The sequence below is a fragment of the Vibrio tetraodonis genome, from assembly GCF_003350295.1.
Classification (GTDB): Bacteria; Pseudomonadota; Gammaproteobacteria; order Enterobacterales; family Vibrionaceae; genus Vibrio; species Vibrio tetraodonis.
In genome coordinates, this window is the sequence record NZ_QLYY01000014.1 from 152,861 (window position 1) to 174,883 (window position 22,023).

Genomic DNA, 22,023 nt, shown 5'->3' on the forward strand with positions numbered 1-22,023 from the left:
GAGATGGGCATGAATTCAAAAACGTTAGTCATTGTTGAGCATGATAACCAAGTTCTTAGTAGTGATACCCTAAAAACGATTTCTGCCGCTACAGCGCTTAATCAATCAATAAGCGCAATTGTTGTTGGTTGTGATTGTCAGAATGTTGTGGATGCTGTCGCTCGTGTTGAAGGCATCTCAGAAGTGCTAGTGGCAGATTCGGAGATTTATCAAAAGCAGCTCGCAGAGAATACCGCGCCATTGATTCAGCAAGTCGCGGCGAGTTATTCACATCTTTTTGCTCCTGCGACAACGTTTGGCAAGAACTTGATGCCAAGAGTTGCGGCTTTGCTTGATGTAGGTCAACTATCAGATGTTATCAAAATCGAATCTGAGGACACAGTCATTCGTCCTATCTATGCGGGTAACGCGCTGGCCAAAGTAAAGTCATTAGATAAAGCTAAGGTGATGACAATCCGAAGCTCGGCATTTGATAATGCAGCGGTGACTGATAATGTGAAAGCTGAAATCAAGGTTGTCGACATTAATATCGGTAACGACATATCTGATTTAATTGAACGTCAAAAGACGCAAAGTGCTCGTCCAGACTTACCTGCTGCCAGAGTGGTTGTATCAGGTGGTCGAGGAGTAGGCAGTAAGGAAAATTTTGCTTTAATCGAACAACTAGCAGACAAACTTGATGCTGCTATTGGCGCCTCTCGTGCCGCAGTGGATGCCGGCTTTGTCTCTAATGATTTACAAGTGGGCCAGACAGGGAAAATAGTTGCACCTGAGCTTTATATCGCGGTTGGGATATCTGGAGCTATTCAACACCTTGCTGGTATGAAAGATTCGAAAGTGATTGTTGCCATCAATAGTGATCCGGAAGCGCCAATCTTTGAGGTGGCAGACTATGGCTTAGTGGGAGATCTGTTTGAAATACTGCCAGAGCTAACACAGGCTGTTTAGCACATAGCTGTATACTGTGCGTGAAACTCCGATAATTGCTTTTTCAATTATCGGAGTTTTTCAGTTTAAGCTAACTCAACTTGGACCAAATACACGTAAAAGACTGATGAGTCTGATTAGATTTCCTAAACTTATGCTATTGGGTAAGTTTAGGATGTCCTATAAATGACAATACATTTAGATATTGCCACTTTATCAATCATTTGTGTGTTACTTTCCGTGTGTTATTGCATAGGGCTTTTTTTAATTCAGAGACTTCAGCCAAGTGTTGGTGGCATCAATACGATAGCGACTTCTTTACTACTACTTTCTCTTAGCTTCTTTTTTCTTAGTTTCGGCAATAATGTGACTCTCTGGTTATCCAAGATTCTAGCTAATTCTTTAATGGCTTTTAGCTATATTCTCTTGCTTATGGGGATTTGTCAGTTTAGAGGCTTTAGCGTTAAACTCGCTAATGTCGGATTCTATAGCTTTCCTGTACTTGTTGCTGGATTAACATATTTTACCTTTTTCATGCCTTCAACTAGTGCGAGGGTGATTTTGATGTCGATTTACATATCGACCATGTGCTTTGTCTCTATTATTGCTAATCATAAAGGCAAAAGCATTGATATATCGCCTTCGACAGTTTTGCTTTCTTTTGGGCTCGCGATTCAATCTAGTTATAACTTGTTTCGCTTTGGCTGGAGTCTATTTGAAGGTGTTGTTGAAGACTTTATGCGTGCAGGAACTGTGCACCAGTTAGCCTTTGTTAGTACCTTACTTATGATTATCCTAATCTTTTTTTCAGTGACTTGGATGCTGACAGGGCGCTTGGTGGCGACACTGCATGATACTGCGATCAAAGATGAACTAACTCAACTGTATAACCGCCGTGCGCTTGAGGAATTGATTCCAACAGAGGTCGCTAGAGCTCTTAGGCATGGTCAACCTTTATCGATAGTCTTACTTGATATCGACCATTTCAAACAAGTGAATGATACTTATGGCCACCAGATAGGGGATAAGGTACTAAGTACAACCGGCCGTATACTCAAATTACACACTCGGAGGGATGATCTGAGTTTTCGTTATGGTGGGGAAGAGTTCATGGTATTACTACCCAATACCGACATCGAGAAAGCACTGATTGTGGCAGAAAAGTTAAGGGAGGAGATAGAACACTCTCGGATGTTGCCAAGTAAAAAAGATCGCTGTACAGCAAGTTTTGGGGTTACACAGTTACGTGATGAAGAGTGGCAAAGCGCTGTAGAGCGTGCTGATGTTGCACTCTACAACGCTAAAGAAAACGGCCGTAACCAAGTTGTTGAAGGGAGAGTTAACCTTGTCTCGACTGTCGATGAAGAAGAAAGTTAACACCCCCCTTTACTTATGTTACTTAAGCTTCATTTCCAAATGTTCGACCATGAATTTAGTAAAGCGTGCTGCTTCACCACCAGTGCAAGCCCTGTGATCAAAGGTCACTGATAGTGGCATAGCTTTTACTTCAACAGCCTCATTATTTCTCATCACCACCTTTTCTATGATGCGTCCTGCACCAACAATGGCCACCTGAGGTGGAGAAACGACAGGAGTGGCATAAAGCCCCGCTATTGCACCAAAGTTAGACAGGGTAATGGTTGCGTGCTGTAACTGTTCACGGCCGATTTTACGGTCACGTATTCCAGCGACGGTGTCATTAAGCCATGAGCGAATATCTGCTGTTTTCACTTCGTGTGCGTTGCGAAGCACAGGAACATACAGGCCGTGGCTACTGTCTACAGCGATGCCAATATTCACTGCGCTGTGAACACAACGCGTCATTGTTTCAGCATCAAACCATGCATTCAGAGCAGGCTCTTTTTGACATGCATGGACGACAGCCTGAATCAAACGTCCCGAAATGTCTTCGCCCTTCACCCAGTTTTCTAAAAGTGCTTCTTCCGTAATAGTTACAGATGCCACATTATGATGAGACTCAGACATGGTGCCAACCATGGTTCGGCGAGCACCTTTAAGCACCTCAGTTCCGGGCTGCTGTTTTCCAGCCTCTTCATAAATATCGGCGTCGGTGATCATGCCGTCGTGTCCGCTGCCTTTGATTTTAAGTAAATCGACACCTAACTTCTTAGCCAGAAGTCTAGCAGAGGGCATAGCGGTGATCGGTGAGTCATCATCAGCATTGCGAGAGGCACCGATCCAAAAATCATCAACATCGACTTTGTGGGTTTGATTAGAAACGTTACCCACAACGGTTGCAGCGTCTTTTTGTTTCTCTTTACTGCTCTCAGTAGCACCTTCTTCTTCGATTTCGAGTAAAAGGCTACCAATGTTGATCACATCACCTTCTTCGCCATGGCGGCTAACAATTTTACCACTATATGGAGCGGGAACATCGACCACCGCTTTGGCTGTCTCAACCGTCAAAATAATTTGGTCTAGCTTGACCATATCTCCTACATTAACATGCCATTGCACAATTTCTGACTCGGCAAGTCCTTCACCAAGATCTGGTAGTAAAAACGATCTCATTTCCAATCCTCCATGAGTTCTTTCGCTGCAATAACAATGTCTTCTTCTTGAATCATAAAATAATCTTCATTTCGGTAATATGGCATTACCGTATCCATGCCTGTCACTCGTTTCGGTGGCGCTTTCAGCTTGCACATAGACTGCTCGGCAACACGTGTAATGATTTCGGCGCCAACACCACAGCTTCTACTTGCTTCATGAACGACGAGCAAACGCCCAGTTTTGCTGAGTGATTTAAAGATAGTATCCATATCAATCGGCTTTATACTGGCTAAATCAATTACTTCTGCCTCTATGCCCTGTTCTGATAGTCGTTGAGCCGCTTGCAACGATTCAACAACCGATGCACCCCAAGTGACAAGTGTGAGGTCTCTACCTTTACGTAGTGTAAAACATGTATCTATAGGTAGGGCTTCACCATTATCAATCACGTTCGATTTTACTGTTCGGTAGATCCTTTTGGGTTCGAAGAACATCACAGGATCATTGCTTCGAATTGCGCCAAGAAGTAAACCGTATGCACGCTGCGGTGATGACGGGATAACGACTCTAAAGCCAGGAATATGAGCAAAGATTGCTTCAACACTTTCTGAATGGTGCTCTGGCGCATGAATACCGCCACCAAATGGTGCTCGGAACACGGCAGGGCATGTTAATCGTCCACGTGTTCTATTACGCATTCTTGCCGCATGACAAATGAGGTGTTCTAAAGCTGGAAATACGAATCCTTGGAATTGGAACTCAGCTACAGGTCTTAGCCCTTGTGTTGCCATACCGACACTGACACCACCGATCAGCGCTTCCGCCAATGGCGTATCAATAACACGTTTAAAGCCAAATTGATCTTTAAGCCCAACGGTGGCTCTAAATACGCCGCCGTTATCACCAACATCTTCTCCTAACACTATAACATTGTTGTCTTTTGACATTTCGTGGTGCAGAGCAAGGTTGACCGCTTCAACGAGTGTAATCTCAGACATGTTTGCCTCCCTGCATACGCATTGCTTTAGTTATGAGTTCGTCACGCTGTTTGTTAAGCTCTGAAACAGGCGACTCATAGAGATAATCAAATGCGGCTTCAGGTGCTTGAGGGGGGAGGTTCAGATAACGTTCTACAGCTTTTTCAACTTCGACTTTTGCGCTTTCTAGTAGGGTTTGCTCGTCTTCTTCAGACCAATGCCCTTGCTCCATCAAATACGTTTTGAGCCTTTTAATTGGTTCATATTGCCAAGCTTGGTTTAATTCATCCTTACTTCTATAGCGCGTTGCATCGTCGGCTGTTGTATGGTCGCTTAGACGGTAGCTGACGGCTTCAATTAGGGTTGCCCCTTTGCCTTTTTTGGCTCTATGCAAAGCGGTTTGGACTGCATCGTACATAGCAACAACGTCGTTACCATCCACTGTGATACCAGGGATACCTGCGCCTTTTGCTTTCTCCGATAGAAAATCAGCAGCACATTGCAGCGCTCTTGGAACTGAGATCGCCCATTGGTTGTTATTGACAACAAATACCAGCGGTATGTTCCAAGTCCCAGCACAGTTGATGGACTCAAGGAAATCACCTTTTGAAGTGGCGCCATCGCCGCATGTCACTAGTGCTGCGTTGTGGTCTCCAGCAATCTTGAGAGCAGACGCAACGCCTACAGCATGAGTACACTGCGTAGCAATAGGGACACAATAAGGTAAATCACGACACTCGATTTCACTATTTTCAAAAGTAAAGTCGCTGCCTCGCTCATCGCCACCCCAGTACTGAAGGTTTTTTTCCATACCGATTCCTCGAACCCACATAGCAGGCATATCTCGATAGTATGGGATGAATACATCCTGAGGTTTCATTGCGTGACCTATGGCAATACCAAAGGCTTCGGCGCCAAGATGAGAAGGGTAGGTACCTAGCTTTCCGGTTCGTTGTAATGCGACAGCTTTGTTGTCGTAGGTGCGTGCGACTACCATGTCGCGATAGAACTTTTTCAGTGTTGTAACATCGGCCCACTCAGGAAGTGGGTTGACGACTTGGCCATGTTGGTCGATAAATCGATTCATGGGTAATGCCTGAACGTTCATCTCAAGCTCCTTATTGTGCTGCATTCTTTGGCAGCAATTGATTAACATCCTCCTGATGTGGCCATTTTGAATATTCTGAGTTTCTTCTCAAATTGAAATACTATTCTGAATAACCGGATAAAGTTGTTGTTAAGTACTGATATATTGTTCTTATCCAGTTTTGAATGTTGGCAACATCAGTTGGCTTAAGTGTAACCAAATTGTTAAGTATTGCCTCCTGTAGAATGGATGAAGGGAGTAAACTAATCCTTACAAAGCTTAAAAAACAGATGAAAGTGCTGGTTTTTTTATCGCTCACAGACTAGATACGAAAAGATCCACTAATGATGAAGCAAAAAAAAATAGAATATTATCTGGTTTTTTTTGTAAAAAACGCCAAGAAAAGTTATTTAATGCAGAAAAATTAGAGTCATAGCGGCGTTAGGTATCATTGTTTAGCACGAGTATGAAGCATGGTATCCGTGGTTTAATAAAGAGATTACCTCTGGGCACTAGTTTAAAGCTGTCATGCATTAACTTAGATAATGTAAGGTTATTAAGTTATAATATTGTCATTGGAATATTTAACGTCACTTGGTCTGGGCCCATCATAAAAAACAGCAGAGACGGACTACCGCATAAGGGCTTACTATGAAAATTGCTACCAAGATAGTTATTGCTTCGACTTTATTATGCAGTGTGGCGGTGGTGGCCACGGGTGCATTTGTCGGATGGAGAGCGTCGACCTTATCAGAACAAGCCTTATATCAGCGAGCGATGAGTCAATTGACTTCCATTCGTGAGAACAAAAAAAGTGAAATAGAAAACTACTTCCAGCAGATCAGAGGTCAGATGGTGACAGTTGCCAACTCCATCGGTGTTAGAGATGCGATGGTGGCGTTTGCAGATACGTTTGAGCGATATCCTGTAGAGCTTGTGAACTCCTCTGATGTTAGCCAACTCTCAAGTTACTATTCGTCGGGTTTCGGTGAGACATATCGTGGAGTCAATGGTGGCCAATCGGCCAATGAGCAAAATGTCTTATCGAGTCTATCTGACAAAGCCAAAGCCCTACAGGCGAGGTATATTGGTGTCAATCCGAACCCCCTAGGTGAGAAGCATCAGCTTATGGCTGATACTCTGGGCACTGAGTATGATGATGTCCATAAAAAGTATCACCCGAGTATAAAAGGCTTTTTAGAAGAGTTTGGTTACTATGATATTTTTCTTGTCGATACGAGTGGTAATATTGTTTATTCGGTTTTCAAAGAATTGGATTATGCGACAAATTTAAACACTGGTCCCTATTCATCTACGGGTATCGCCAAGGCATATAAGCAAGCCCTAAACATAAGCCCTTCTCAATATTATCTAGAAGATTTTGCTCCTTATTTCCCATCATATGAAGCGGCGGCTTCATTCATCGCTACCCCTATTGTTGTGGAAGGACGGTCAATAGGCGTGCTTATTTTTCAAATGCCGGTGGATAAAATAAACAGCATTATGACGTTCGGACAGAACTGGAGTTATGCAGGCTTGGGTCAAACCGGTGAGACTTATTTAGTCGGTCCAGATCAGTTACTCAGAAGTGAATCTCGCTTTTTACTCGAAGAGCCAGAAAAATATTTCTTAGAACTAAAAACACTTGGCGTTCCAGCTGAGACAATACAACAGATAGAGGGAAAATCATCAGCGATTGGCCGCTATAAAGTGAGTAGTGATAGTGTCAATGCTGCTTTGTCGGGCCAAAGTGGTACAGACGTTGTAGTGGGGAAAAGGGGAGTTGAAGTGCTGTCTGTATATGCGCCCCTTGATGCAGCAGGTCTGAAGTGGGCGATTGTTACGGAAATAGATAAAAATGAAGCCTTATCCGATTTACAAGCACTGATTCGTTCGAAATTTACCACAGTGGTTGTCAGTATTGTGGTTGGGGTAATTGTAGCGGTATGCGTATCTTACTTTCTCGGAAGAAGTATTGCCAAACCTGTCAGTAGGGCAAGTAATAAAATCCAAAACATTAGTAAAGACAATGATCTTACCAAACGTCTTGATGAAGATGGAAAAGATGAAATGACGGAATTAGCCATTTCTCTCAACTCTTTATTTGCTCATCTTCAAGATATCATCCGTAAGTTCGCTCAAGCCACCGATGACTTGAACAATAATATTCATAGTATGAGTGGTAGCATGCATAGCACGCGTCTAGCCGTTACAGATCAGAATGAACGTGCTGAGTCTGTTGCTGCAGCAATCAATCAGATGGGTAGTTCAATTTCCGAAGTTGCTGAGTTCGCCAGCCGAGCAGCCGAGTTTGTCAAAAATGCAAATGACACCGGTAGCCAAGGCGTCAGTGTTGGTCGAAACTTAGGAGGAGAGATATCTCAACTCAGCGAAGAGATGCAAACGGCTGTGGATGCGATTAGCCGTCTAGACAATGAGAGTAAGTCAATTGCTGAAGTTTTGGATGTGATCCAAGGAATTGCAGAGCAAACGAATTTGCTGGCACTTAATGCTGCTATTGAAGCTGCTCGAGCCGGAGAACAAGGCCGAGGTTTTGCCGTAGTGGCTGATGAAGTACGTAATCTTGCAGGAAGAACTCAGTCTTCTACAGAAGAAATCAGAGAGAAAATCGAATCTTTGCAAAAAGAAACCGGTGATGTCTCGACGAGCATAACTAATGCCAACGAAACGGTATCAAAAGGGGTTGAAACGTGTGACACAAATGCCCAGATGCTCGAGCAAATAGTGACTATGCTAAATGATCTTAATGAAATGAATGTTCAAATAGCTGCTGCGACTGATGAACAACAGTCTGTAACAAGTAAGATCACCAGCAGTATTACTTCAATTGCGGACTCGTCAGCACAAGTGTCTAGCCAAGTTCAAGATGTTGATGAGGTACTTAAAGGCCTTTCTTCTCAAGCTGAGCAGCTAAACTCGGAAGTTTCGCAGTTTAAGTATTAGGGAGGCGAATCGGTAACTTGCTTTCTATCCTTTGACGAAATTTCACCCCGTTTGGTTGCCAAATACGCTTCCGAGGCGGGTTTTTAACCATCTGAATAAAAAAGATAAAAATTTTATTGACCTGACATCACAATAGGTTAAAGTACGCCTCGTTCCAGCGGCACAGCCCGCTGAGATGGTGTTACCATCGCATAATTGCGTTGCCCTGGTGGTGGAATTGGTAGACACAAGGGATTTAAAATCCCTCGGCGTTCGCGCTGTGCCGGTTCAAGTCCGGCCCGGGGCACCATCTAAATTTGACTCACGTAAAAGAGACACAATGTAAGGCGCGTTGGCAGAGTGGCTATGCAGCGGATTGCAAATCCGTGGACCTCGGTTCGACTCCGGGACGCGCCTCCATTATATTTCAGCATCAAAGCCAGAGTTATCTTGATTTTACATCACAAAGTCCCGTGATAAAAAATCATCCTATTGCCCACTGGACAAAGATACCCGCAACAAAACGAATTCAACTTTTATGCTCGTTCTGTAAATCTCATAGAACCAGTTTTTATTCCTAGTCTTATTCTAAATAGATAAACTATTTAATGGCATTTATGCCATTATTTTTTCATGATTTTTATAAATTTGTTACTGAATGTATTGGGTATAATTGTGGCGAGGTTAGTAATATCTTGATGATACAAAGGAAATTGAGATGCAAAAAGTTGGGCAATTGCCAATGCCACCCACAGCGGGTATTTTTGGACACGTTAGCTATTTAAAGAAAACCAATGTACATCAGCAGATGTTGGCGTGGATACAAGAATACGGCGCTCAGTTTCGTTTAAAACTAGGCCTTAAAGATGTTCTGGTGTTGTCCGATCCTGCTCAAATTAAGTCGATATTAAAATCTCGGCCTAGCGAGTTCCGCCGTTTAAAAAGTATTGAAAGTGTGTTTGATGAAGTTGGCCTGAACGGTATCTTCTCTTCTGAAGGTGAAAAGTGGAAACACCATCGAAAGCTGACAGAGCCAATGTTTCAGCCTAGTCACCTGAAGCACTTTTACCCTAACTTACGCATGATTACAGAACGTCTACGAAAGCGCTTTGAAGCCTTGTCCAAATCTGGAGAGGTTGTTGAATTAGTTAATGAATTTAAAAAGTATACCGTGGATGTCACTTCACTCTTAGCTTTCGGTGAAGATTTTAACTCAATTGAGCGAGAGGATACGTCAGTTAGAGATTGTATTCAGCGTGTTTTCCCTGTGGTAAATCTACGATGTAAGTCTCCTATACCTTTGTGGCGTTTTTTTAAAACCAGTAAAGATAAAGAGTTTGATGCCAGTGTAGACGAGATTAAGCAGTTTGTTTCTGAATGTATAGTGAAGCAACGTATTCGTTTGAGTGAAGAGCCAAATCTTAAAGATTCACCAGAAAATATGCTACAAATTATGCTGTTGGAGCAAGAGCAGGACTCGTCATTAACTGATAAAGATATCATTGCTAATGCAATTACTGTCTTGCTAGCTGGTGAGGACACCACCGCGAATACGCTCGCGTGGATGGCATTTTTAGTCAGCAACGATAATGATAGCGAGATTGCTCTGCATAATGAGCTTGAACAGACAGGTGATAATCAGGTACTAGACTGGCCAATTGCACGGCTGCCTTATGTAACTGCGATCATGTACGAAGCGATGCGTTTGAAGCCCGTTGCACCGCAGCTTTATTTGGAGCCTAACCGTGATACTGATATTGATGGGTTAGAGGTTAAAGAGGGCACAGCCATTTTTGCTATGCTCCATGCTAGTGGTTTTGACCCTGAGTTATTTGAGGATCCTAGCTCGTTTAACCCTAATCGGTGGATAGAAAAGACAGGAGCTTCTTTTTCGAATCTGCAACCATTTGGTGGAGGCTCTAGACTATGCCCAGGGCGATCATTAGCGATTATGGAAATGAAGTTAGCCTTTCATGTATTATTTAAAGAATTTAGTGTTGAGCCACAGCAAAAGCCGGAAAGTGTTACCGAGCAATTTGCTTTCACTATGTCACCTGTTGGATTTAAAGTGAAAATAAAGCAAGCTGTAGAGTAGTGCACGAGTTGCTGAGCAATGATTCATCGAAAATTTGCTGATGAATCATTGCTCCACTTTTAGATTAGAAAGCGATAGGTTAACCTATTCTCCTGCCACCACATGATTTTTGAACTTTAAGCTTGCAGCAAGAATGTACAAACAAGTTGCAAGCAAAATAGAAAACAAATATCCCAGTAAAGTATGTTCTTGAGACATATACTGGTCAGCAATAACAGGGCCTAATACTGAACCTATGCTGTAGCTAAACAACATGACTTGAGTTGCTGATACTATGTATTTTGCGTCTAAATTGTCACAGCCAAGGTTGATGGAGATTGGATACAAAGCAAACGTTGCCATACCAAGCAAAAATAACCCTAATGCCATTAAGCGCAGATCATCATCAAGCATAACCAAACTAACCGCCAGAGTGCCCAGTAGACAGAAAAACGCCATTAATAGTGTACGACCTAAATATTTCGACATCCAAGGCACTACGGGCTGCACTAGCATACCGCCAAGTATGATAAGCGCCATCAGTGAGCCTATATCGGAGTTTTCAATTCCCTGTTCGGCAAGCTCAAGTGGCATCATGCCATATATAGCGCCTATAACAAGCCCGGATACTATGCTGCCAATAAGGGCGGCATGATTTAGCTTGAAAATTTGCTTAGCTGTTAAATGTGCAATTGACTCGGAGCAAGGCTGATCACATCGTCCAAATAAAACAGTAGCAATAGATGAGCAAATCAAAACGCCAATGATGAGAAAAGGCAGATACCCACCGATGCCCACATAGCTTATTCCTAGTTGTCCAATTGCGCTGCCACCATAAAGCGCTGCCATATATAAACCGAGACGCTTAGCTCGGGCCGTTGGAGAGCCTTGCAGTAACCAAGATTCTACGACGACAAAGATACCCGCAACAGAAAAGCCTGCCACAAGACGAGCGACTAACCAGACTGATGAATGTGCCAAGATTGGCAGAACTAGACTTGTAATGGAAAATACTGCCAGACATAGAGCGAGAGTACACTTATGACCCAATCGACTCACTATAGGCTCAATAATGATCGCACCAAGCAAAAGGCCAACATAAAACACACTTGCTAGCCAACTCGCTAATGAGCTGTCTAGCCCATAGTAAGGTAGCATAAGTGGAATCAGGCTCATTAAATAGCCTGATGCTACCGCATAAAGAGCCAGCGCAATAACAGGGGTTGAAATGCGAGCTTTTGCTGCAGGAGCAAGAATGTTTTCCAATGTCGTAGCCTCTTAATATAAGTCATAGTTAATAAATTTGGCGCGACTATGAGGCTATTTGTGCTTTGGGTAAAACGAATAATTTTGGTCGTTTCGATAAAAATTTTTTTTCGAAGCGTTTTATGATTAAAAACAAAGAAAAGGCCATATCAGTTAAACTCATTATGGCCTTATTTGGGATGACTGCGGGTGTTTTTACTTCTGTAAAGCTTCGCTAAGCCATTGCTTAAATTGACTTTTAGGCAGTGCACCATTTAAAGAGTCGACTCTTTTACCATTTTTAAACAGCATTATTGTCGGAATGCTTCGAATTTGATGCCTAGCTGCTAGGTTTGTTTGGCTTTCAGTATCTATTTTTACAAATCGAACCTTTTCTGCGTACTCCAGTGCAACATCGGAAAAAATGGGAGCAAAGCCTACACAAGGATTACACCACGGGGCCCAGAAGTCGACAACGACGGGTTGATCACTGTTTAAAATCGCGTCGAAGTTAGAATCCGTTCCTTCTATCGGAAAACCATCAAGTAGTATGCTTGAACATTTCCCGCATTTAGGGCTTTCAGATACTCTTTCAGTTGGGATTCGATTCATACTCTGGCAAGAAGGGCAGCGTGTATTAAATGTCGACATGATTTATTTCTCGTTTAGTTTTCTACACAAGTGTGACGTTGATTTTATCAATGAGGTGACACAGAAGATAGTCGCTAGTTATACTTTGAAAATATAAATATTCCAACCGACTATGTTGGCTATCTAACACAATAAAAATAAAGGTTTCGAATGACTACAACATACGCAGAAATTACTGGCTGGGGTAAGTGCCTTCCGCCCTCCGTACTCTCCAACCAAGATTTAGGTACTTTTCTTGATACCTCAGATGAGTGGATTCAAACCAGAACAGGGATTGAGAATCGTAGAATTAGTCATGTCGATACTTCAGAGCTTGCTACGGTTGCGGCAAAACATGCCGTCGCATGTGCTGGTTTGGACATCAGTGATATCGATCTTCTTATTATCGCAACCTGTTCACCAGACTCTCTTATTCCTAATATGGCATCTAAGGTGTCACAAAACTTAGGTATGGAAGGGACAATGGCGTTTGATCTAAACGCAGCGTGTACCGGCTTTCTTTATGGTTTAGAAACTGCAACAAGGATGATGCAATCTGGACGTTACCGTCATGCCTTGGTGATTGGTGCAGAGCGCCTGTCTTTTTTTATTGATTGGTCGATGCGAGATACGGCAGTCCTGTTTGGTGATGGTGCGGGAGCAGTTGTACTGAGTCAATCAGAAAGCGCAGTGGGTTTACAAAATGCGCAGCTAGGCTGTGACTCTCAAGGTAGAGACATACTGTCGGTGCCTAAATTTGGCAGTTCGATGGACCGTTTTGCCGCCGATAATGGATACTGGGAATTTAATTTCGTCGGTAAAGAGATCTTTAAGCGAGCCGTCAAAGGCATGGGGGCTGCAGCCAATAATGTGTTAGAAAGAAGTCAGTTATCGACAAAAGACGTAGACTTGGTTATTCCTCATCAGGCGAACATACGTATTATTCAAACCCTGTGTGACTTATCTGGTATTGGGCGAGACAAGGCATTTATCAACATTCAAAAGTATGGCAACACGTCAGCGGCGACCATTCCCATTGCGTTATGCGAAGCGCTAGAGCAAGGGCGCATTAAAGCTGATGACAATATGTTGCTGGCAGCTTTTGGTGCAGGGTTAACTTGGGGAGCAGCACATGTAAAATGGGGAAGTCGAGTCATGCCAATAGGTGCCAGTGACGCGGCATTGCCAGAGTGTGATAAACCAGTGCTTGAGTTGATCGATGAGGCGGTTAAGTTCTGCAAGAAACATACTATTTACTGATCACCTAACCCTTACTAGTGAATTGGCGTGTCGAGATGATATGATGCGCCTTGAGCTATTTAAATGAAACTAGGAACAAAATGAAGTTTCTTCACACCTCTGACTGGCATCTCGGACGTCAGTTTCACAGTGTTTCTCTCCTTGATGACCAAAAGGCGGTATTGGCTCAGTTAGTTGAGTATTTACGAGAAAACCCAGTTGATGCGCTGATTATTGCGGGCGATATTTATGACCGTTCGGTTCCGCCAACTGCTGCAATTGAGCTAATGAATCATTTTGTTAGTCAGGTTTGTGATGAACTCAAAGTGCCTATCATTCTTATCCCAGGCAATCACGATGGTGCACAAAGGCTCGGTTTTGGCTCGTCGCAAATGAAAGGGGCTGGACTACATATCTTGTCGAGTTTTGAGGACATGTGTCGACCCGTTGTAATTGATACAGATGTTGGAGAAGTGGCCTTTTATGGCATGCCATATAATGATCCTGAAATGGCACGCCACTATTTCAAGCAATCCGTGTCGACGTTCGATGATGCGCACAAATTCTTGGCCAATGAAATTAAGTCTCGATTTAGCCCAAAGCAGAAAAATGTATTGATCAGCCATTGTTTTGTGGATGGGGCGATAGAATCTGAGTCGGAAAGACCACTTTGTATAGGTGGATCAGAGCGAGTCAGTCACGAGCATTTTGTCGACTTTGATTATGTGGCACTCGGGCATCTTCACCAACCACAAAAAAAAGGTCAAGAGTTCATCCGGTATTCCGGCTCTCTAATGAAGTACAGTTTTTCTGAACAACATCAGAAAAAGGGCGTGACCTTAGTTGAATTTGATAATAATGGCTTTAGGTCAGCGACACACATTGATCTAAAAGCGCCGCATCAGATGCGAATTATCGAAGGTGAACTGAATAACATCATTGAGCAAGCTAAAGAAGATCCTAATCATGACGACTATTTATTGGTTCGTTTAATGGATACTCACGCCATTCTAAACCCGATGGAAAAGCTTCGCAGTGTATACCCCAACGTATTACATATTGAGAAACCGGGCATGTTAATTGGTGTAGAGAAAGAATTGGCAGCCGCTACACTGTCACGCAGTGAAGTTGATATGTTTCGTGACTTTTTTAAAGAAACCCAGAGTGTCGATTTAAGTAATGAGCAAGATGAGGCGATTTCGGATCTGATCATGCAGCTAAGCCATCAATAACAGGGAAAAGAATGAAACCACTATTGTTAACCCTGCAAGCCTTTGGTCCTTTTGCAACGACACAAACCATTGATTTTCGATTATTAGGCAGTAATCCTCTTTTTTTAATCAACGGCCCAACAGGGTCGGGCAAAACCTCAATTTTAGATGCGATTTGTTTTGCTCTGTACGGAGAGACGACAGGCAATGAGAGACAAGCAACTCATATGCGATGTGACTTGGCCGATCTCTCGACACCAACAGAGATAACATTTGAGTTTGCGCTCCATGACAAACGTTACCGCGTAACTCGCTTGCCAGAGCAGCAAGTACCTAAGTCGCGTGGAGAGGGCACAACAACACGCAAACATACAGCATCGCTTTATGAAATCACCGAAAGTGACCGGTTAATTACTAGCAAAACGGCTCAAGTGAAGCTGGAAGTGACCAGTCTACTAGGTTTAAATGAAAGTCAGTTTCGTCAGGTAATGGTGCTACCGCAAGGAAAATTTCGTGAATTATTGCTTGCAAGCTCAAAAGACAGGGAAGCGATTTTTGGTCAGCTGTTTCAAACCGATATCTACAAAAAAATTGAATTCGCTTTAAAAGATAAAGCTTCGTCTATTGTTACCGCTAAAGAAGAGTTTGATAACCAAATACAAGGCGCGCTGAAAGTTGCTGAAGTGTCTTCAGAGCAAGAATTGAATGTTCAAATCGAAGACATCACTCAACAACTGGCTAAAGCTAAGCAAGAAGAAAAGTCGAGCTTTGAACGCCTTAATCAAGCGAAAGTTAAACTTGAGCAGTCGAAGATGCTTGCTGGTCAATTTTCTAAGCGGGAACACAGCCAAAAGAACTTAAATCTGCATTTAGAGCGGCAAGATAAAATAATAGACATGACCTCATTACTTGAGCTTGCTGTCAGCGCGGAAAAGCTCAATGTGCCGTATCAACATTGGCAATCATGTCTTAATCAAGTCAAGGCGCTGGAAAACAAAATCTCGGCTTTTAATATTGAAAGGCAACAAGCTCAAACCCACTTAACTTTGTGTGAGCAAGGATTACAACAAGCCATATTAAACGCTGAGCAACTACCTAAATTAAACGAACAACTGTTTCATTTAGAGCAAAGTAAAGAAAAACTAAAAGAGATAGATCTGCAGCAAACTAATCTGAAAGAGCTTGAATCCCAAGGTAAAGAGCATGTTCACACCATGACGAAGTACCAAGCGTTAAAAGCTCAGCTTTTCGAAGAGTTACAGACAAGTGAACGCAATTTAGATAGTGCTAGGAAAGGGACTACGGAGAAAATCTCTCTTGAAGCTGATATAGCGAAAACCCAGCGTTTATTGGCCGACCTGAGTAAGTTGAGATCTTTGATCACTGAGCAGGTACAGCTTAACAACCAAATCAGTGCTATTCGTATAACTAAGCAGCAGTTAGAGAAAGAGTTAGCAGAAAAACGCCAACATGCGGACAAGTTGGAAATGCATTGGCATAGTGCTCAGGCAGCAGTGCTGGCTAAACGACTTAAATCGAACCAACCTTGCCCAGTTTGTGGTAGTTGTGAGCACCCGAGCCCAGCCGAATTTGAAGGTAAGGAAGTACATAAGCAGGATGTGCAACAAGCTCGTCAAGTTGAAACGGCGGCATTAGAGCAATTTAATACGGCACTGAACGAATTGGAGCGTCATCATTCCTTGTGTGACCAACAGGAAAAACTGATTCAGTCATACAAACGGGAATTGGGTGATGATGCTATTCTCGATATTGAATCGACAGAGCAAAAGCTTTTGCAGTTAAAGGCAAGATACCATGAACTTGATGCCATTGATGTACCTAAGTTAGAAAGTGTCGCTGCGGAACTTAAGCAAAGGTGTGAAAACGGTGAGGCGAAAATAAACGTTCTTCGAGAAGAAATATCAGCCAATGACGCAAAACTTGAGGCGCAGAACAAACAGTTAAATCAGCTTCGAGCCTCAATCTCTGGCTCATATGACTCTATTGCCCAACTTGATGCCGTGCATCTGGATTTCCAGCAGAACATTGAACGGCTTAATAATGCATTAAAGCATGCGCAAGAGTCACAGCATAACGCGACGGTAAGCTATTCCAATATTGAGTCTCAGATATCTTCTCACCAAGAGTTATCGACTACAGCGCGGAGCAATACACAATTGGCTGAGACAGAGTGGGATGGTGCTTTAAAGGCCGCTTCCTTCTCCTCATTGGCGCATTTCCTAGAATGCCGCTCTAGTTCAGAACAAATGCAACAATGGCGTGAACAAATAGAGCAATATAGCTCGACTAAGTTAAAACTCGAGCAAACCATTCATGATATTGAGCAAGAACTTGCCAACACTTCTCGGCCAAATCTAGAAGAAGAGCAACTTAATGTTACGCTTCTTGAGTCAGAACACGTTGAGCGTCGAGGCGAACTTGATGCTGCTCAATCGCTTTTCCATCGCTTGGAAAAAGTGGCTTCGGATATTGCCCAATTACGGTCTAAAAACAGTAAACTCGATGACGAATACAAAGTTTATGGCACACTTTACGATGTCGCGAGCGGAAAAACGGGTAGTAGAATTAGTTTACATCGTTTTGTGTTGGGTGTGTTACTTGATGATGTATTGATTCAAGCTTCTCAAAGGTTGAGAGTGATGAGTCAGGGGCGTTATCAACTGGTACGAAAAACCGAGGGCTTTAAGGGTGTCGCTGGCCGAGGATTGGACTTATCGGTTGAAGATGGATACACAGGGAAAACACGTGATGTAGCAACATTGTCGGGTGGAGAATCGTTTATGGCGGCACTCGCACTCGCACTGGGCCTATCAGATGTTGTTCAGTCATACAGTGGTGGAATAAGACTCGATACCTTGTTTATCGATGAAGGCTTCGGCAGTTTAGATCCTGAGTCATTAGATTTGGCCATGCAAATCCTAGTAGAGCTTCAGCAAACGGGGCGTATGATTGGCGTCATATCTCATGTGTCAGAGCTCAAAGAGCAGATGCCACTACGGCTGGATGTGAACTCATCAAGATCGGGAAGCAAGATCTTACTTGTTGGCGCATAAATGTTACCAGCTAGTCATTGTTACTCAATGAGAGAAGTTACTGTATTTCGTGATTTGGTTGATACAGTAACGAACATTGACGTTGAAAGACAGAATATCCATTAAGACTTCTCTAAGCATAATATATTGAGCATTTATAATATTTTTCACATCCAAATTATTATTATGCTAGTATTAGAAAATATTGCTTAGAAAAACTATTATGGAAAGTAAAACAATAGATATCTCGATTATTATATCAGCAAGAGATATTTCATATTCTATAATCAATACTATTGATTTATTAAAGATATGCAAACTGAATATAGAAGTAATTATTGTAACCTATAATATAGACGATAGCAATGTTAATTATGAATTTAATAAATACTCTGAATTAGATAGAGTTTCAGTCATTAAAAGCGACTTTCCTGAAAATGGATATTGTTTTAATTCAGGAATAAAAAACGCAAGAGGTAAGTACTTATTCTTCATGAAATCAGACGGATATGTTGTTGAAGATGGACTGATTTCTTTATTTGAACACGCGGAAAAGCACTGCTTAGATATGGCAATTGCTTGGGAAAAGTATGTTGGAGATAACGGAGCATATATAAAACCTTCCCATTTTCTTGGAAAAATCAATTCAACTACTTTTGAAGAAACTCCAAAACTGATAAAAAATATATTTCCTTTTAATAGGATATATAGGAAAGCATTTTTAATAAGTGAAAACGAGTCAATTTTTTCAGATTTTTCTAATTACTCCAGTGATAGTAAGCCTTGTATTTATGGATATTACAAGGCAAAAAGAATAGGGTCTGTTGACAAGGTCGTCTATATAGAAAGTACTGAGAGCGAAAAATACTTTATAAAAAATATAAAAGAATCTATCCTCGTAACAAAGGATCTTGATAATTCTTTTAGTGCTCTTGAGAAAGAAACTCAAAAAAAAATGAGAAAATTTTTCTTCATAAAAGAATTAATTAGTAATATAGGTATATATTCTAAGACTAAGTCATTTAAAAATGAAGATATTAAGGATGTTAAAAGAATTCTTATATATAATTTCAACCTTCTTAAATACTTAAGTTCTGGAGAGTTGATTTTTTTAAAAAATATGTATCATAATAATTTAAAAAAACGTCATGTAATCTTCAGTTTAAATTTCAGTGCATTTAAATATATTATTAGTAAAAAATCCATCATATATTACAGTTTCATTAAGTCATTGCTTTTATTCAATATTGGTTTTTTTTGTTCAAAAATTTTTAATGTAAATATTTCTCTTATAGGAGAAAGGGAAGGAAAAACAATATCTGATAATGGCTTTGCTTTTTTTAAAGGCGTAGGTAGGAGACTAAACTGTTATTTTGTCACTAGAGAGAAAAACACTGAAGAAGCGAGTAAGCATGGTAATGTCTTAAAGTATGGCAGTATCAGGCACTTATTTTATGTTGGACTGGCGAGAAGATACTTCTTTGACGTATCAATGTTAGATATTTCTCCTTATTGGAGAGTTCTCAATAAAAAGCCAAGAAATAGCAAGAAACTTATTTTTTTACAACATGGTGTTATGGCACTCAATCGTACATCATTCTATTATGATCATTATTCTATGACATGCAGGAACGAGCTTCCTGATATGCTTTGTGTTTCATCTAATTTTGAGAAAAATAGTTTTATTAGTGACTACTCATTTCCTGAAGATATTATTAAAGTCACTGGGCTTTCAAGGTATGACTATCTTCCTGAAGTTACAAACAAACAATGCAACAACATTCTTTATATACCAACTTGGAGAAATTGGCTGGAACATCAAAGCTCAGATGAATTTATAAAATCTCAATATTATCGTTCAATTATTGATCTTATATCCAAATTATCAAAATGGGCAAGCGAAAATGACCATCAGATTACTTTGGTATTACATCATAAGATGTCTAAATTTGAAATGAACGTTAATCTTCCATGCGTTTCTTTCCGGTATATGTCAGATTTAAACTGGGAACATATGTTGTCTACAGGTAGGTTATTAGTCACTGACTATTCTTCTGTTGTATTTGACTTTATAAGATTAGGAAAGCCCGCGATCACTTATCCATTTGACAAAGAAGCATTCCTTGCTGTCCGAGGAGGGGAAATGATTACGGATAAAGAAACGCCCTTTTTGGCATCATGTAATAATAGCGACGAAGTCATTGAAAATATAGGAAAAATAATAAATGATAAGACAATCTATCTAAATGATGACCAGGTTTTCTTTGATTATAATGATAGATTGAATTGCAACCGAATTTTAACAATGGCTGACGAGTTGGACAGAACTGAATAATAAGTATGCCTGTTACTCAAAAAAGTTCTGACCCTTGCCTACTTGTCTAAATCAAACACCATAATCTACATTTTTCATCTCTATATCCGAGTAACTCGCCCGTTGCTTGATTAATGAAGGTAATCTTGTTGCAAATCTATGTTCAGTTTGTAACTTCTTCCACAAAATATCTAAGCAATAGTGATGGCTAACGAGTTTATTGAGCTTGAGAGGGAGCTTGCTCGAATGCTCGAGACCGAGTGCAGATTCAAAAAACGTACTCATTAGCTTAATAGCGAAGCTTCTATGGACAATATAGCCTGATGCGGTTTGTGAGTTGATTACTCGAGAAAACCCGAGTTGATCATCGATTATTGCAATAGGTATGGCTTTGTTATTGCCAAGAAGAAATACATCCCAATCGCTAGAGCAATCCAAAATTCTCTCTAAGTTAGAAAGAAATAGTTCGCACTCTTGGACTTCAAAGTCATCTTCCAAGACTAACAAGTATGGACTGGAAGAGTGAGATAGATAGTGGGCAATTAAGTTACCATGACTCAGACTGCAGCCTAACGCACCACACTCTGGTTTATAGTAAGCTTCAAAGAATGACTCATCATCAATACTAATACCGCATTTTTTTAATTCAGATATGCTTTCTGCTTTGCGGTCTGTTCTATGAGTTAAATTGATGATTTGTAGTTGGACTTTGTCATTAAACATTGTAAGCACCTTAAGAACCTAGAGCCCAATATGCTACGCATCATCAGCACAGATAGCTATAAAGTCCGGTTTGAATTCCGTTTAATTCAGATTACTTCAAGCTGATTTTATAAGTTTTAATTCAGGCCAGTACATCTTGATATATCTGAGCGTAACCCAAATGACCAAACCTGTAGCGATAGTCAGCTCGAAAAAACCAAACTTATGTAGCCAATGCCAATGTGGATGATATTGCTCGAAAAAGCTGGTTAAGCGGTGCATGGCAATCGCGCTAATTACGGATGGAAAAGTTACGGCGGCAATAGAGGGTTGGAACTTAAGCCGAATGAGACGGAAGTAACATAGGTATATGGTTAATGTCATGGTAATGGCTATGCCTGCCAAGGCTCCTGTGAGAATTGGATCTGGCTGGCGAAAGTTTACCAAGTATGACGCAAGTGATAGGTTGATTGGCGCCGCCATGATAGCGAGAGTTGGCCGCGCTCTTCTGGGTAATCTGCCTAAAAACATCAGTCTGTAGAGAACGACAGGCAACATGACAAAATAGGTTGCGATACAAATATTGACTAAAGATTCAGAAAACACGGTGTGGCCAAATTTAGTGCCAGCTAATGAACTACTGATAAGACCTACAGGGTATAAAAACCAACTAGGAACAATATTAGCAAGCTTAAAGTTTTTAGCTTGGAAAAAGAAGAACAGAACCATCATAGTAAGGTGTAGCGACAATGCAGCAAACCATAATGGATAGGCGATAAAAGGCGAAATAACCGCTAGGTAATCACATAGTACCAGCAGCGCCATGCTCATGGGTGCTAGTAAGCTTCCGTTAAGAGGGTTGCGGAGATCGTTTAAAAATAGTCGATAGTTATTCAGGTACTTAATTAATACCGGAATAAGTAATAAGGCACCGATTGCAGCAAGGTAGGGCCGGATAAAAATACCCACTTCAGGAATATACAGCGCCCAAGCATGCCCCAAGCCAATGATGCCCAGCGACAATGCTGCTTGAGATGGAGGGACATTATGAAACTTAAAAAAGCGTCGCCAGTTCAACTGCGTAAATCCTAAATAAAATCTGATTAG

Annotated in this window: 15 protein-coding genes and 2 tRNA genes; 10 read left to right on the forward strand and 7 right to left on the reverse strand. The window is 41.4% G+C overall.

The features are described 5' to 3' along the window. The first annotated feature begins 9 nt into the window (after positions 1–9). Together DPF90_RS11150 and DPF90_RS11155 are read left to right on the forward strand one after the other, a co-directional pair. Complete coding sequence (locus DPF90_RS11150; RefSeq protein WP_114786412.1) at positions 10–948, forward strand: electron transfer flavoprotein subunit alpha/FixB family protein; 939 nt, start codon at positions 10–12, stop codon at positions 946–948. A gap of 165 nt (positions 949–1,113) precedes the next feature. Continuing rightward, entirely contained in the window at positions 1,114–2,304 is a 1,191-nt protein-coding gene (locus tag DPF90_RS11155) for a GGDEF domain-containing protein (protein WP_114786413.1), read from the forward strand. Between the two features lie 18 nt (positions 2,305–2,322). Here DPF90_RS11155 and DPF90_RS11160 read toward each other — a convergent pair whose 3' ends face one another. The 3 genes from DPF90_RS11160 to pdhA are packed head-to-tail and all read right to left on the reverse strand — an operon-like array spanning position 2,323 to position 5,526. Beyond that, a complete protein-coding gene (locus tag DPF90_RS11160; RefSeq protein ID WP_205395190.1) occupies positions 2,323–3,459 on the reverse strand; it encodes a dihydrolipoamide acetyltransferase family protein in 1,137 nt (378 codons plus the stop codon). Beyond that, on the reverse strand, positions 3,456–4,439 hold the full coding sequence (locus DPF90_RS11165) for an alpha-ketoacid dehydrogenase subunit beta (RefSeq protein ID WP_114786415.1): 984 nt from the start codon (positions 4,437–4,439) through the stop codon (positions 3,456–3,458). The genes DPF90_RS11160 and DPF90_RS11165 overlap by 4 nt, the downstream gene beginning before the upstream one ends. Then, on the reverse strand, positions 4,432–5,526 hold the full coding sequence (gene pdhA, locus DPF90_RS11170) for a pyruvate dehydrogenase (acetyl-transferring) E1 component subunit alpha (RefSeq protein ID WP_114786416.1): 1,095 nt from the start codon (positions 5,524–5,526) through the stop codon (positions 4,432–4,434). Before pdhA ends, DPF90_RS11165 begins: the two co-directional genes overlap by 8 nt. A 630-nt stretch (positions 5,527–6,156) precedes the next feature. Between pdhA and DPF90_RS11175 the strand changes: the two genes are divergently transcribed. The 4 genes from DPF90_RS11175 (at position 6,157) to DPF90_RS11190 (ending at position 10,543) form a co-directional block, all read left to right on the forward strand. Continuing rightward, a complete protein-coding gene (locus DPF90_RS11175) occupies positions 6,157–8,469 on the forward strand; it encodes a methyl-accepting chemotaxis protein (RefSeq protein ID WP_114786417.1) in 2,313 nt (770 codons plus the stop codon). Between the two features lie 202 nt (positions 8,470–8,671). Further along, positions 8,672–8,758: transfer RNA gene (locus tag DPF90_RS11180), tRNA-Leu, on the forward strand. A gap of 36 nt (positions 8,759–8,794) precedes the next feature. Next, positions 8,795–8,868: transfer RNA gene (locus DPF90_RS11185), tRNA-Cys, on the forward strand. Positions 8,869–9,166: 298 nt separating this feature from the next. Next, the gene (locus DPF90_RS11190; protein WP_114786418.1) at positions 9,167–10,543 is read left to right on the forward strand and encodes a cytochrome P450; all 1,377 of its coding nucleotides are present in this window, start codon (positions 9,167–9,169) and stop codon (positions 10,541–10,543) included. 84 nt (positions 10,544–10,627) lie between these two features. Here DPF90_RS11190 and DPF90_RS11195 read toward each other — a convergent pair whose 3' ends face one another. Both DPF90_RS11195 and trxC read right to left on the reverse strand, forming a co-directional pair. Continuing rightward, positions 10,628–11,788, reverse strand: coding sequence for an MFS transporter (locus DPF90_RS11195; protein WP_114786419.1), 1,161 nt, complete (start codon positions 11,786–11,788; stop codon positions 10,628–10,630). 195 nt (positions 11,789–11,983) lie between these two features. Then, positions 11,984–12,418, reverse strand: a complete 435-nt coding sequence (trxC, locus tag DPF90_RS11200; RefSeq protein WP_114786420.1) for a thioredoxin TrxC — start codon at positions 12,416–12,418, stop codon at positions 11,984–11,986. A gap of 150 nt (positions 12,419–12,568) precedes the next feature. Here trxC and DPF90_RS11205 point away from each other — a divergent pair, with 150 nt between their 5' ends. The 4 genes from DPF90_RS11205 (at position 12,569) to DPF90_RS11220 (ending at position 20,235) form a co-directional block, all read left to right on the forward strand. Further along, positions 12,569–13,657, forward strand: a complete 1,089-nt coding sequence (locus DPF90_RS11205) for a ketoacyl-ACP synthase III (protein ID WP_114786421.1) — start codon at positions 12,569–12,571, stop codon at positions 13,655–13,657. An 80-nt stretch (positions 13,658–13,737) separates the two neighbouring features. Next, complete coding sequence (locus DPF90_RS11210) at positions 13,738–14,868, forward strand: exonuclease SbcCD subunit D (protein WP_114786422.1); 1,131 nt, start codon at positions 13,738–13,740, stop codon at positions 14,866–14,868. An 11-nt stretch (positions 14,869–14,879) separates the two neighbouring features. Then, positions 14,880–17,921: an AAA family ATPase gene (locus DPF90_RS11215; RefSeq protein WP_114786423.1), complete on the forward strand. Its 3,042-nt coding sequence runs from the start codon at positions 14,880–14,882 to the stop codon at positions 17,919–17,921. 202 nt (positions 17,922–18,123) lie between these two features. Then, on the forward strand, positions 18,124–20,235 hold the full coding sequence (locus DPF90_RS11220) for a bifunctional glycosyltransferase/CDP-glycerol:glycerophosphate glycerophosphotransferase (protein ID WP_114786424.1): 2,112 nt from the start codon (positions 18,124–18,126) through the stop codon (positions 20,233–20,235). A 51-nt stretch (positions 20,236–20,286) separates the two neighbouring features. On the opposite strand, the gene DPF90_RS11225 is transcribed toward DPF90_RS11220, so the two are convergent. Both DPF90_RS11225 and DPF90_RS11230 read right to left on the reverse strand, forming a co-directional pair. Continuing rightward, the gene (locus DPF90_RS11225; RefSeq protein ID WP_114786425.1) at positions 20,287–20,937 is read right to left on the reverse strand and encodes a hypothetical protein; all 651 of its coding nucleotides are present in this window, start codon (positions 20,935–20,937) and stop codon (positions 20,287–20,289) included. 96 nt (positions 20,938–21,033) lie between these two features. Further along, positions 21,034–21,993, reverse strand: coding sequence for a TDT family transporter (locus DPF90_RS11230; protein ID WP_114786426.1), 960 nt, complete (start codon positions 21,991–21,993; stop codon positions 21,034–21,036). Between the last annotated feature and the right edge of the window lie 30 nt (positions 21,994–22,023).